The 12,768-nt window shown below is 68.2% G+C and carries 8 protein-coding genes and 1 pseudogene; 7 read left to right on the forward strand and 2 right to left on the reverse strand.

The window, feature by feature from the left end:
* Positions 1 to 106 precede the first annotated feature (106 nt).
* The 5 genes from AC067Z_RS17165 (at position 107) to sbnA (ending at position 8,760) form a co-directional block, all read left to right on the forward strand.
* Complete coding sequence (locus tag AC067Z_RS17165; protein ID WP_478790335.1) at positions 107 to 2,635, forward strand: Pls/PosA family non-ribosomal peptide synthetase; 2,529 nt, start codon at positions 107 to 109, stop codon at positions 2,633 to 2,635.
* Entirely contained in the window at positions 2,635 to 5,610 is a 2,976-nt protein-coding gene (locus AC067Z_RS17170) for a non-ribosomal peptide synthetase (RefSeq protein WP_478790336.1), read from the forward strand. Before AC067Z_RS17165 ends, AC067Z_RS17170 begins: the two co-directional genes overlap by 1 nt.
* 21 nt (positions 5,611 to 5,631) lie before the next feature.
* The gene (locus AC067Z_RS17175) at positions 5,632 to 6,624 is read left to right on the forward strand and encodes a TauD/TfdA family dioxygenase (protein WP_478790337.1); all 993 of its coding nucleotides are present in this window, start codon (positions 5,632 to 5,634) and stop codon (positions 6,622 to 6,624) included.
* Positions 6,621 to 7,691, forward strand: a complete 1,071-nt coding sequence (gene sbnB / locus AC067Z_RS17180; protein WP_478790338.1) for a 2,3-diaminopropionate biosynthesis protein SbnB — start codon at positions 6,621 to 6,623, stop codon at positions 7,689 to 7,691. The genes AC067Z_RS17175 and sbnB overlap by 4 nt, the downstream gene beginning before the upstream one ends.
* Before the next feature lie 61 nt (positions 7,692 to 7,752).
* Positions 7,753 to 8,760 carry a 2,3-diaminopropionate biosynthesis protein SbnA gene (gene sbnA, locus AC067Z_RS17185; protein WP_478790339.1) on the forward strand — a complete coding sequence of 336 codons (1,008 nt, stop codon included), beginning with the start codon at positions 7,753 to 7,755 and terminating at the stop codon, positions 8,758 to 8,760.
* A 106-nt stretch (positions 8,761 to 8,866) separates the two neighbouring features.
* On the opposite strand, the gene AC067Z_RS17190 is transcribed toward sbnA, so the two are convergent.
* Both AC067Z_RS17190 and AC067Z_RS17195 read right to left on the reverse strand, forming a co-directional pair.
* Positions 8,867 to 9,127 carry a hypothetical protein gene (locus AC067Z_RS17190; protein WP_478790340.1) on the reverse strand — a complete coding sequence of 87 codons (261 nt, stop codon included), beginning with the start codon at positions 9,125 to 9,127 and terminating at the stop codon, positions 8,867 to 8,869.
* Positions 9,128 to 9,402: 275 nt separating this feature from the next.
* The gene (locus AC067Z_RS17195) at positions 9,403 to 9,813 is read right to left on the reverse strand and encodes a Fur family transcriptional regulator (protein ID WP_478790341.1); all 411 of its coding nucleotides are present in this window, start codon (positions 9,811 to 9,813) and stop codon (positions 9,403 to 9,405) included.
* 195 nt (positions 9,814 to 10,008) lie between these two features.
* On the opposite strand from AC067Z_RS17195, the pseudogene AC067Z_RS17200 reads away from it, so the two are divergent.
* Positions 10,009 to 10,257 (forward strand): annotated as a pseudogene (locus AC067Z_RS17200) (hypothetical protein).
* Between the two features lie 33 nt (positions 10,258 to 10,290).
* Complete coding sequence (gene katG, locus AC067Z_RS17205) at positions 10,291 to 12,522, forward strand: catalase/peroxidase HPI (RefSeq protein ID WP_478790342.1); 2,232 nt, start codon at positions 10,291 to 10,293, stop codon at positions 12,520 to 12,522.
* The last annotated feature ends 246 nt before the right edge of the window (positions 12,523 to 12,768 follow it).

Below are 12,768 nucleotides of genomic sequence, written 5' to 3' on the forward strand. Positions count from 1 at the left end.
CCGCCCGGCCGTTGTCAGAGTGTCCAAATCGCAAGATAAACGATCAATTGGCGAGAAAGTACCTTAATTCACCCATACATCCAGTGTGTGGCCACGAATAAGGGTCATGACGACCGACTATCGCGCGCTTCGACCGAACACGGAGGCCGTAGGGCCTCGCGCAGCCGGCTCGCAGCCGGGGCTCGGCGCTCCGCCCGCAGGTGTCGAGGAGGTCTTCGCCGAGTTGCTGGCCGACGTCGCGTGCGTCGGTGAGGTATCGCCCGACAGTCACTTCTTCGATGAACTCGGTGCAGACTCGCTGGTCATGGCGCATTTCTGTGCGCGGGTGAGGAAGCGGTCCGATCTGCCGTCAGTGTCGATGAAGGACGTCTACCGGTACCCCACGATCAGAGCGTTGTCGACGGCACTCGCCGATTCTGCTCCCGCTGCTCCCGCCGAGCCCGAAATCCAGGAGCCGGCCGTCCGAACGGGCCGGCCTCGCTATGTTCTGTGCGGCGCATTGCAGCTCCTGTGCTTCGTCGGGTACGCCTACCTCCTTGCGGTCGTTGCTGCACAGGGTTACGAATGGATTACCGCCGGGACGGGCCTGCTCGACGCCTATCTGCGAACCGTGATGTTCGGTGCCGCGGCCTTCGTGGTCCTGTCCGGCGTGCCGATCCTCGCGAAGTGGGTGCTCGTCGGGCGGTGGAAGCCCGTTCAGATCGACGTCTGGAGTCTGGCGTATGTCCGATTCTGGCTCGTCAAGACACTGATCCGGTCGGACCCACTGGTTCTCTTCGCCGGTTCGCCGCTCTATTCGCTCTATCTCAAAGCCCTGGGCGCGAAAATAGGCCGAGGCGTCACGATCTTCGCCCGGAGCGCGCCGGTGTGCACCGATCTTCTGACGGTCGGTGACGGCACAGTCATCCGCAAGGACGCCTTCCTCAGCGGCTACCGGGCTCACCGCGGTCGGATTCAGACGGGTGCCGTCACTCTCGGCAAGAACGTCGTCATCAGCGAGGCGACCGTGCTCGACATCAACACCTCGCTGGGCGACGGCTCCCGCCTGGGCCACGCATCCTCGCTGCACAGCGGCCAAGCGGTGCCCAGCGGTGAGTACTGGCACGGCTCGCCGGCGCAGCCGGCCGAGGGGGATTTCCCGGCCGTTGCCCCCGCCGGCTGCGGCACCCTGAGAAGGGCTGCGTACGGCATCATGCAGCTGGCGACCGCGCTGCTCCTCTACGTGCCGCTCGTGTTCGGCGGTGTGGACATCCTGCTCGCCGAGGTGCCGCAGTTCGCCGCGGTGCTCGATGCCGGGACCGCGGCTCTCAGCAGCTGGGTGTTCTACGTCGACGTCCTGGCCATCTCCGCCGTGGTGTACTTCGGCGCCGTGCCGCTCGCCCTGCTGGTGGCAGTTGCGCCTCGGTTGCTCAGCCGTGCCGGGACGCCCGGCAGGGTGTATCCCCTGTACGGATTTCACTACGGGGTGCACCGGGCGACCGTCTTCATGACCAACAGGCGCTTTCTCATGCGTCTGTTCGGGGACAGCTCGAGCGTGGTCCACTATCTGCGCTGGATCGGCTACGACCTCTCACGCGTCGAGCAGACCGGGTCGAACTTCGGCACCCAGGTGAAGCACGAAAGCCCGTACCTGAGTTCCGTCGGCACCGGAACCATGGTCGCCGACGGGCTGTCCATGATGAACGCAGAGTATTCGAACACGTCCTTTCGCGTGTCCCGGACCTCGATCGGAGCGCAGAACTTCCTCGGGAACAGGATCGCGTACCCCCCGCGGGGAAGGACCGGTGACAACTGCCTGCTCGCGACGAAGGTCATGGTGCCGATCGACGGAAAGATCCGCGAGGGGGTCGGCCTTCTCGGCTCGCCGAGTTTCGAGATTCCCCGTTCGGTCCAGCGGGACAGCATGTTCGACGGTCTGAAGAGCGGGGAGGAGCTGCGCAGCCGCCTGAGGGCCAAGAACCGGCACAACGTCCTCACCATGGCGCTGTACCTGTCGGCGGGATGGATCTACCTGTTCTGCATCACCGTGCTCTACTCGGCCGCCGGAGACTTCTACGCGCACATCGGTGTGCCGGCGATCGCCTTGGCGAACGTTCTCCTGCTCCTGCTCACCTTTGTGTACTTCGTTCTCGTGGAGCGTGCCGTCACGGCGTTCCACCCGCTGGGGCCACTGTTCTGTTCGATCTACGACCGCCGTTTCTGGCGACGAGAGCGCTACTGGAAGGTGCCGACGGAAACACACATGCGGATCTTGGACGGGACGCCGTTCAAGAGCCTCGTCTGGCGACTGCTGGGCGTCCGCGTCGGCAGCATGCTCTTCGACGACGGCTGCAGTCTCACCGAACGGTCGATGGTTTCCATCGGCGACCACTGCACGCTCAACTTCGGAAGCGTCGTCCAGTGCCACTCCCAGGAGGACGGCACCTTCAAGTCCGACCGCAGCACGATCGGCTCCGACTGCACCCTCGCTGTCGGTGCCTTTGTCCACTACGGAGTGACGATCGGCGACGGCGCCCTGCTGGAGGCGGACTCCTTCCTCATGAAGGGCGAGGCCGTTCCGGCGGGCGCTCGGTGGGGCGGGAATCCGGCCCGACCGATCCGCCGGGACGGGGACCGAAGCGGAGGTAGGTTCTGATGGCCACGCCTTTCACCACACCCACGGAGTTCTGGCGTGGGGTGCTCGCCGGCGGTTTCACGCCGCTGCCCCGCATGGCAGGCGCTCCGGTGCCCGGCAGCGCCGTGTATGAGAGGGCGATCCCCGACGGCCTGGTGGCGGGCCTGCACCGGCTGGCCGACGACGTGGGTGTGTCGTTGAGTTCCGCGCTGCTGGCCGCGCACGCAAAGGTGCTCGCCGCGCTGTGCGGTGACAAGGTTGTCATCACCGGCTACACGGCCGGGGCGGACCGCCGGCCTCTGCCCTGTCGGCTGACGACCGGGTCCACCACATGGCGCGCCCTGCTGACCGACACCCATCGCAGCGCGTCGGCACTGCTCGCCCACAGGGACTCCCTCACGGCCGATCTCCTTCGCGAACTGGATGCGGCCGCAGGGCCGGAGACGGTGCTCGATCCGGCCGGTGACGGCCACGGTCCGGCCGAAGGCACCGTGCTGTGGGTGGAGTTCCCGGACAGGGACGGCAGGCGCAGCCTCCGGCTGCGGTACCGGACCGACGCCCTCGACAGCGACGCCGCCGCGAGAATCGCGGGCTATCACCTCACTGCGCTGGAACTGATCGCGGACGATCCGGACGCCGTCCACGCGCGCCAGAGCCTCGTGTCCGCCGAGGAGGTCCGCTTCCAGATCGACCGGCTCGCCGGGCCGTACCGCGAACTCCCCGACCGCCGCTTCCACGAACTCTTCGAGCAGCGGGTACGGGCGCACCCGGACGCCGTCGCCGCGGAACATGCCGGTCGGCGGTGGACGTACCAGGAGCTCAACGTGCGCGCCAACCACCTCGGCCGCGCCCTGCTGGCGGAGGGCTTGAAACCCGAGGACGTCGTCGCCGTCGTGACCGAACGCAACCTGGACTGGATGGCCGCCGTCCTCGCGGTCTTCAAGGCCGGGGGCGCCTATATGCCCGTCGAGCCGCACTTCCCGGCCGAGCGCATCGCCACCATGCTCTCCCGCGCCGGGTGCAACCTCGTCCTGACCGAGGAAGGCAGCACGGCCGAGCTGGACCGCGCTCTCGGCACACTGCCGTGGTCCCGCCGGCTTCTCATCGACGAGGCCGCCCGCCAGGGTTGGGCCGATGGCGACCTCGGCGTCCCTGTCGCCCCCGACCAACTGGCCTATGTCTACTTCACCTCCGGCTCCACCGGCACCCCCAAGGGCGCGATGTGCGAGCACGCGGGCATGCTCAATCACCTGTACGCCAAGATCGACGATCTGGGGATCGACGAGGGCCGGGTCGTCGCGCAGACGGCACCGCAGTGTTTCGACATCTCGCTGTGGCAGATGATGGCGCCGCTCCTCGTCGGCGGACGGACCCTGCTGGTGGAGCAGGAGGCGGTCCTCGATGTCCGGCGGTTCCTCGACACGATCGTCGACGGCCGGGTGTGCGTGCTCCAGGTGGTCCCCTCGTATCTGGACGTCGTGCTGTCCGACCTGGAGCGCCACCCTCGCGATCTGCCGGACCTGCGATGTGTGTCGGTCACCGGCGAGGCGCTGAAGAAGGAACTCGCTCAGCGTTGGTTCGCTGCCGAGCCCGGGATCCCTCTCGTCAACGCCTACGGACTGACCGAGACGTCGGACGACACCAATCACGAGGTGATGCACCGGGCGCCGGACACGGAACGGGTGCCACTCGGCCGCCCCGTCAACAATGTGCACGTCTACGTCGTCGACGACAGCCTGTCCCTGGTCCCGCTGGGCGCTCCCGGTGCGATCGTCTTCTCCGGGGTGTGTGTCGGTCGCGGATACGTCCACGACCCGGATCGCACCCGGCTGTCCTTCATGCCGGATCCGCACCGACCCGGACAACGGCTCTACCGGGGCGGGGACTTCGGACGGTGGCTGCCCGACGGGAAGCTGGAGTACCTCGGCCGCCAGGACGCCCAGGTCAAGATCCGCGGCTTCCGTATCGAGCTCGGCGAGATCGAGAACACTCTCCTGAAGGTGCCCGGTGTCGGCGACGGCGCAGTGGTGGTCGTCGAACGGGCGGGTCGCAAGGACCTGGTGGGGTTCTACTCGGCCCGGTCCCCGCTGAGGACCGATGCCATACGGGACCGGCTGGCCGAAGCCTTGCCCGCGTACATGGTCCCCACGACCTTCCACTGGCGGGACAGCCTGCCGCTGACGGCGAACGGGAAGATCGACAAGAAGGCACTGCGGGCACTTGCCGCGGAACCCGACGCGGCCGACGACAACCACGACGCGCCCGGCACGCCGACGGAACAGCGGGTGGCGGCAGCATGGGCCGTGGTCCTCGGCATTCCACGGGACCGGGTCGGGCGGGGGGACCACTTCTTCGACCGTGGAGGCACCTCACTGTCGGCGGTGAAGCTCGCGATCGCACTGGACCGTACGGTCTCCCTCGCCGACCTGAACAGCCACCCCGTCCTCGCCGACCTCGCCGCCCTGATCGACGGCCGGACGGAGCCGCGTCGCGCGCTGCTCCGGGCGCTGACGGAATCCGACGATGCCCGGCCCGATGCCCTGGTCTGCTTCCCCGGTGCCGACGGCGACGCGGCGGATTTCCAGCCGCTGGCCGACGCACTGCAGGTCCGCGGCCTCGCGGTCTATGCGGCCGCACCGTCCGTTCCCGGCGCCGCCGACGACGGAAGCGGATCGTTTGCGTCCATGCCACTCGTGGTCGAGCAGGTGGTCTCCGAGATCGTCCGGCTCGGTCACCCGAACGTTCTGCTGTGGGGTCAGGCCTCAGGCACGACATTCGCCCTGGAGACGGCCAAGAGGCTGCAGGACCACGGTGTGCACGTCCCGCGGGTGTTCGTCGGCAGACAGGTCCCGGGCGACGCCGTCAGTCGACGCACCGACCTCGAACACGTCGCACTGCACGAACTCCCCGACGGGGGCCACCACTTCCTTCGCGCGCGAGCGGAAGAGGCGGCAGAAGCCGTGCTTCACGCACTGACATCACCGGCTCTCTCCTGAGCTGCGACGAAAGGAAAAGTGATGCCGTCCGCACTCCTCCAGGTGGAGACACAACCCGGCGCACCCGCGGCCCTGCGGGCCGAAACCCCCTCCGACCCTGCGCGCTGGGCAGCCGAACAGCGGGACACACTGCGCGCTCTCGTCATCGAGCACGGCTCGCTCATGATCCACGGTCTGAATCTGCGCGATCCGAGCGAGGTCGCCACCGTTGTCCAGCAGCTCACCACCGGTCCTGTGACCGAGAAGGAGGCCTTCGCCACGCGACAGGCCTACTCGGAAGGCATCTACTCGTCGGTGAAATGGCCGCCGAACCAGCCGATGTGCATGCACCACGAACTGAGCTACACCACAGAGTTCCCCGGCCTGATGCTCTTCGCGTGCCTCGAACCGCCCACCGAGGGCGGGGCAACCGCAGTGGCCGACTCGGCCGCCGTGCTCGAAGCCCTGCCGACCGCGCTCACGGACCGATTCGAGAGGGAAGGCTGGCTCCTCACCCGCAGCTACAACGACGAGATCGGGGCCACTGTGGCCCAGGCATTCGGCACGGACGACCGGGGTGCGGTCGAAAGCTACTGCCGCACCCACGCGATCGACTTCGCCTGGCAAGCCGACGGCGGACTGCGCACCCGGCAGCGCCGCAGCGCCGTCGTGCACCACCCGCTCACCGGCGTGCGCTGCTGGTTCAACCAGATCGCGTTCCTCAACGAGTGGACGATGGCCCCCGAGGTCCGCGAATACCTGATCGACGAGTACGGCGCCGACGGTCTCCCCTTCAACACCTGCTACGGCAACGGCGATCCCCTTGCCGAGGACGTCGTCCACCTGCTCAACGACGTCTACGACGCGAACACCGCACGCCTTCCATGGCAGCGCGGCGATCTTCTGCTGGTCGACAACATCCGTACCGCGCACAGCAGGGAGCCCTTCCAGGGCCCGCGGAACATCGTCGTGGCGATGGCGGACCCCATCCATCCGGACGACTGCTCACCGACCTCCGGGAGGGCTGCCGCATGACCACTGTCCGATCCACCCCGACCAGCCCCGGCACGGACGACCCGCTCGCGGTGCCCCCGTTCGCGGTCATCTCGGGCGCCCAGGTCAAGAACGTGCTCGAGGGCCGCGCGAAGGAGGTCGTGGATCTGGTCGAGGCGACGTACCGGTTGCACGGCGCCGGACGATCCGTGAATCCGCCGTCGTCCTTCCTGCGATTCGCCGACAGGCCGTCGTCGCGCATCATCGCGCTCCCTGCCTCGTTGGGCGGAGACGCGCGCGTGGACGGCCTGAAGTGGATCTCCAGCTTCCCGAGGAACGTGGCATCCGGCATTCCCCGGGCGTCGGCCGTGCTCATCCTCAATGACCACGACACCGGCTACCCCTTCGCCTGCATGGAGAGTTCGATCATCAGCGCCGCCAGAACGGCCGCGTCCGCCGCGGCGGCAGCCGACTGGCTCAGCCGCGACCGGCCGCGCCCCACCCGCGTCGGATTCTTCGGCGCAGGCCTGATCGCCCGCTACGTGCACACGTACCTGGAGGGCACCGGCTGGTCGTTCGACGAGATCGGTGTGCACGACCTTTCCGTCGACAGTGCAGCCGGGTTCCGCCTCTACCTGGAGCAGTCGGGAACCACGGGGCGGGTCAGCGTGCACAGCAGCGCACAGGAACTGGTGCAACAGAGCGACATGGTCGTGTTCGCCACCGTTGCCCGTGAGCCGCACGTCGACGACCTCTCGTGGTTCGCCCACAACCCTGTGGTGCTGCATGTGTCACTGCGTGACCTCGCCCCCCAGATCCTGCTCTCGTCCACGAACATCGTCGACGACATCGATCACTGTCTGAGGGCAGGCACGTCACCGCATCTGACCGAGCAGCTCACGGGCAACCGGGACTTCGTGCACGGCACGTTGGACGACGTGATGGCCGGACGCGTATCCGTGCCGGCAGACCGGCCCGCAGTGTTCTCGCCCTTCGGCCTCGGAGTGCTCGACCTCGCCCTCGGCAAATACGTCTACGACGAAGTGGCCCGTGCGGGAGAACTGCAGATCATCGACGAATTCTTCGAAGAACTGCGCCGGTACGGATGAGAGGTCGCAGGACGCCCGGCGGCGACATGCGCGTACTTCTGCCGCAGACGAGGAGGACATCGTGCCAGTCATATCAGTCCCCCAAGCTTTCAATGAGGAGGAGCTCTACGTCGACCTCAAGCCGATCTTCGGGCACTCCCTGTTCCTGAAGTGCGAGGGATTCAACTTCGCCGGCTCCATCAAGCTGAAGGCCGCGACCGAGATGGTGGAGGCCGCCGAGCGGAGCGGGACTCTGAGGCCGGATTCGGTTCTGGTCGAGTCCTCGTCCGGGAACCTCGGCGTGGCGCTCAGCATGATCGCGGCAAGCAAGGGCTACCGATTCGTCTGCGTGACGGACTCTCGCTGCAATCTGGCGACCAGGCTCATGATGGAAGCACTGGGCAGTCAGGTGCACGTCGTCTCGTCGGAGGGCGCCGCCGGCGGACTCCTGGGTGCACGGCTGGCCTATGTGCGCACGCTCTGCGCCTCGGACGACCGATTCGTGTGGCTCAGCCAGTACACCAACGCGGACAACTGGAAGGCCCACTACTTCCGGACCGCCCCGGCGATCGCGCGATGCTTCCCGCAACTGGACGTGCTGTTCATCGGTGTCGGCACCACCGGGACCCTGATGGGCTGCGCGCGCTATTTCCGGACGTGGCACCGCCCCGTGCGGATCGTGGCCGTGGACAGCGTCGGTTCGGCCATCTTCGGCGGCACACCGGGTCGTAGGCTGATTCCCGGCCTGGGGATGAGCATCCGCCCACCGCTGCTCGACGAGTCGTACGTGGACGAGGCGGTGCACGTGGAGGAAGCCGACACCATCCGTGTCTGCCGTCGTATGGCCAGAAGGGGATTTCTCTTCGGTGGCTCCACCGGCACCGTGGTCAGCGGCGCCATGGGCTGGCTGGCGGGTCATGACACTCGCGGGCTCACGTCGGTAGCCATCGCCCCGGATCTCGGTGAGCGCTATCTCGACACCATCTACCAGGCGAACTGGGTGCAGGCTCTCTACGGCGACGATGCGCTCGACCTCGAAACGTCGGACAGCGCGGATGCGATAGCACGCGGCTCCCACACCTCACGCTGAGCCGCTACGAAGCTGCCTGAACGCTCGTCCCGCAATGACGTCCGAGCCCTGCCCCTGCTCACATCCACCAACGTGAGCCCCTGCCGCCGGATCGTCGGTCACATGGTCACCACCCCTGCGGGCAGGACCGGGAGTGCTCCCAATAGGCGCGTACCTGCTCGCTCTCTTCGTCGCCGCCGTCCGGCGCACCGCACGTGCACTGCCCCGCACGGGGGTCGATGAGGTTGGCGGCCTCGCGATGCCCGGCCTCCCGCAGCTGGACGGCCAGCTGGTGGGCGTAATCCTCGACGAGGCGTGCGGCATCCGAACCGGTGTGGCCTGCGCCGTCGCGACGCAGCTCCTGAATCAGCTTGGCACGCGCCATCATGCGGTCTGCTCCGTCCCGACTGCCCGGATGCGGATATGGCGGGGCGGCGTGTTCGGCTGGTTCGGCGACATGGGCGGACTGTATGCGGGTGCGGCTGCCTGCGTCACCTCTGGCCGCGGGCATCCCGGCCCTCGCACATTCGCACCTCGGTGAGACGGGACGGCGGGTGGTCTCGCCGAGCTGGTGCGATCACGGCCTGCGAGCGACGGTCGTCGTGGCGGTGGCAGGTCCCTGCCCAACCGCAACACCTGCAAAGATCAATTACAGGCCAACCCTCAGGCGCAGGACGGGCACAGTCCGCGGTAGGTGACCTCGACATCGGACACCGTGAAGCCGAACCTTTCCTCCGCCGGGAGGTCGTCCAGTGGACTGCCGGTCGGGTGGACGTCGCGGATGGTGCCGCAGCCCGCGCACACCAGGTGGTGGTGCGGGCGGTGCGCGTTGGGGTCGTAGCGCTTGGCACGGCCGTCCGTGGAGACCTCGATGACCTCACCGAGGGAGACCAGCTCGCCCAGGGCGTTGTAGACCGTCGCCCGGGAGATCTCGGGCAGCCGCTGCGCCGCGCGCGCGTGCACCTCGTCGGCCGTGAGATGCACGTGGTCACCGTCGAGGACCTCCGCAACGACACGCCGCTGGGAGGTCATCCGCCAGCCACGCCCTCGCAGTCGTTCCAGCAGGTCACTCATATTGGTTCACCCATTCAGGTTCGGTGGGACGCTGGAAGTTTACCGGTGGACATCCGGGTTCCGATTGAATACGGGCTTGGCGCACTTATTGACTTGGACACTGTCCATCGTAGGATCGGTTCCGGCGATAGCCAAGGGACAGGAAGACCCCAGCACGGCAGGAGAAAGAGACGCGACGGGACCACCGCCGAGGAGCTGCGCGGTCTTGGCCTGAGGACGAGGCCGCCCGCGTCGCGCTGCTCCAGACGGTCCGGGACGGCGACCACCTCGGCGTCGAGGCGATCGCCTCCGGGGTGTGCCGTCGTGCGGGCCTCGTCTCCGTTCACGTCGTACGTGAGGCCCGTCGTCCGAACGCGTCCGACCGCCACGGCTTCCCGATCGAGGAGGCCGAGGTCATCTCTTGGGGCGTCGTGCCCCGGCTGTTCCACCGCCCGCAGTTCCTGAGCACAGTGATCCGCCCAGCCCGGAAGGATTCCCATGTCCGAGAACCATGATGCAATCGTCACCGACGCGAAGACGGAGGGCGGAGGTGGCTGCCCGGTCGCGCACGGGCGCGCCCCGCACCCGACGCAGGGCGGCGGAAACCGTCAGTGGTGGCCGGAGCGGCTCAACCTGAAGATCCTTGCCAAGAACCCCGCCGTGGCCAACCCGCTCGGTGAGGAGTTCGACTACGCCGAGGCGTTCAAGACCCTCGATCTCCCGGCGGTGAAGCAGGACATCGCCGAGGTCCTGACGACCTCGCAGGACTGGTGGCCCGCCGACTTCGGCCACTACGGCCCGTTCATGATCCGGATGGCGTGGCACAGCGCGGGCACGTACCGGATCAGCGACGGCCGCGGCGGTGCCGGGGCCGGCCAGCAGCGCTTCGCCCCCCTCAACAGCTGGCCGGACAACGGCAACCTCGACAAGGCCCGCCGCCTGCTGTGGCCGGTCAAGAAGAAGTACGGCCAGAGCCTCTCGTGGGCCGACCTCATGGTCCTCACCGGCAACGTCGCCCTGGAGCAGATGGGCTTCGAGACCTTCGGCTTCGCCGGCGGCCGCGCGGACGTCTGGGAGCCCGACGAGGACGTCTACTGGGGTCCCGAGACCACCTGGCTCGACGACGAGCGCTACACCGGCGACCGTGAGCTGGAGAACCCCCTCGGCGCGGTCCAGATGGGCCTCATCTACGTCAACCCCGAGGGCCCGAACGGCAACCCGGACCCGATCGCCGCGGCCCGCGACATCCGTGAGACGTTCCGCCGGATGGCGATGAACGACGAGGAGACGGTCGCCCTGATCGCGGGCGGCCACACCTTCGGCAAGACCCACGGCGCGGGCCCGGCGGAGAGCGTGGGCGCCGACCCCGAGGCGGCCGCGATCGAGGAGCAGGGCCTCGGCTGGAAGAACGCCTTCGGCACCGGCAAGGGTGGCGACACGATCACCAGCGGTCTCGAGGGCATCTGGACGAACACGCCGATCACCTGGGACAACAGCTTCTTCGAGATCCTGTTCGGCTACGAGTGGGAGCTGTTCAAGAGCCCCGCCGGCGCGCACCAGTGGCGGCCGAAGGACGGCGCCGGAGCCGGCACCGTTCCCGACGCCCACGACGCGTCGAAGAGCCACGCCCCGACGATGCTGACGACCGACCTCTCGCTCCGGTTCGACCCGGCCTACGAGCAGATCTCGCGGCGCTTCCGGGACAACCCCGCCGAGTTCGCGGACGCCTTCGCCCGCGCGTGGTTCAAGCTGACCCACCGCGACATGGGCCCCATCGCGCGCTACCTCGGCCCGGAGGTCCCGAGCGAGACGCTGCTGTGGCAGGACCCCATCCCCGCGGTGACGCACGAACTCGTCGACGCCGAGGACATCGCCGCACTCAAGGGCCGGATCCTGGCCTCGGACCTGTCGGTGTCCCAGCTCGTGTCCACCGCGTGGGCTTCCGCCTCGTCCTTCCGGGGCAGCGACAAGCGCGGCGGCGCCAACGGTGCGCGTATCCGCCTCGAACCGCAGAGCGGCTGGGAGGTCAACGAGCCCGACGAGCTGGCGACGGTGCTGCGCACCCTGGAGGGGATCCAGCAGGCGTTCAACGCCGACCGGACGGGCGGCAAGCAGATCTCGCTCGCCGACCTGATCGTGCTCGCCGGCGCCGCGGGCGTCGAGCAGGCCGCCAAGGACGCCGGCTTCGACGTCGAGGTGCCCTTCACACCGGGCCGCGCGGACGCCTCGCAGGACCAGACGGACGTGGAGTCGTTCGCCGCGCTCGAGCCGACCGCCGACGGTTTCCGCAACTACCTCGGGAAGGGCAACCGGCTGCCGGCCGAGTACCTGCTGCTCGACCGGGCGAACCTGCTGACCCTGAGCGCTCCCGAGCTGACGGTCCTCGTCGGCGGCCTGCGGGTCCTGGGTGCGAACTACCAGCAGTCGTCGCTCGGCGCCTTCACCACGACGCCCGGTTCGCTGACCAACGACTTCTTCGTCAACCTGCTCGACCTCGGCACGACGTGGAAGGCGACGTCCGAAGACGCGAACACGTTCGAGGGTCGCGACGCCGCCACGGGCGAGGTCAAGTGGACCGGCAGCCGTGCCGACCTCGTCTTCGGGTCCAACTCCGAGCTGCGCGCGCTCGCCGAGGTCTACGCGAGCGATGACGCGAAGGGGAAGTTCGTGAACGACTTCGTCGCCGCATGGAACAAGGTGATGGACCTCGACCGGTACGACCTCGTCTGATGCATGACGTCCAGGTCGGCCCGAGGCGGCCGACCCGGACGTCTTCGGTGCAGACCCCGCGGCACGCGGCGCCCGGCGCCGCGTGCCGCTTGCGGTCCTGCGGTGCCGGGCGCGCTGTGGTGCACGACCTCCCCGCACTGTGGAGTGCCTCCGCGCGACGCGGGGGCCGGTTCGCAGCCGGTCGCGGGGAGCCGTCGCCCGCGCCGGCGAAATCCCTGCAACTGGCGGCCGTCCCGGTTGCCGTCA

This window comes from Streptomyces sp. NPDC043812, from assembly GCF_056436245.1.

Coding starts and splice junctions, on each gene's coding strand:
- AC067Z_RS17165 (WP_478790335.1), top strand. CDS start 107: ATGACGACCGACTATCGCGCGCTTCGACCGAACACGGAGGCCGTAGGG.
- AC067Z_RS17170 (WP_478790336.1), top strand. CDS start 2,635: ATGGCCACGCCTTTCACCACACCCACGGAGTTCTGGCGTGGGGTGCTC.
- AC067Z_RS17175 (WP_478790337.1), top strand. CDS start 5,632: ATGCCGTCCGCACTCCTCCAGGTGGAGACACAACCCGGCGCACCCGCG.
- sbnB (WP_478790338.1), top strand. CDS start 6,621: ATGACCACTGTCCGATCCACCCCGACCAGCCCCGGCACGGACGACCCG.
- AC067Z_RS17190 (WP_478790340.1), bottom strand. CDS start 9,127: ATGATGGCGCGTGCCAAGCTGATTCAGGAGCTGCGTCGCGACGGCGCA.
- AC067Z_RS17195 (WP_478790341.1), bottom strand. CDS start 9,813: ATGAGTGACCTGCTGGAACGACTGCGAGGGCGTGGCTGGCGGATGACC.
- katG (WP_478790342.1), top strand. CDS start 10,291: ATGTCCGAGAACCATGATGCAATCGTCACCGACGCGAAGACGGAGGGC.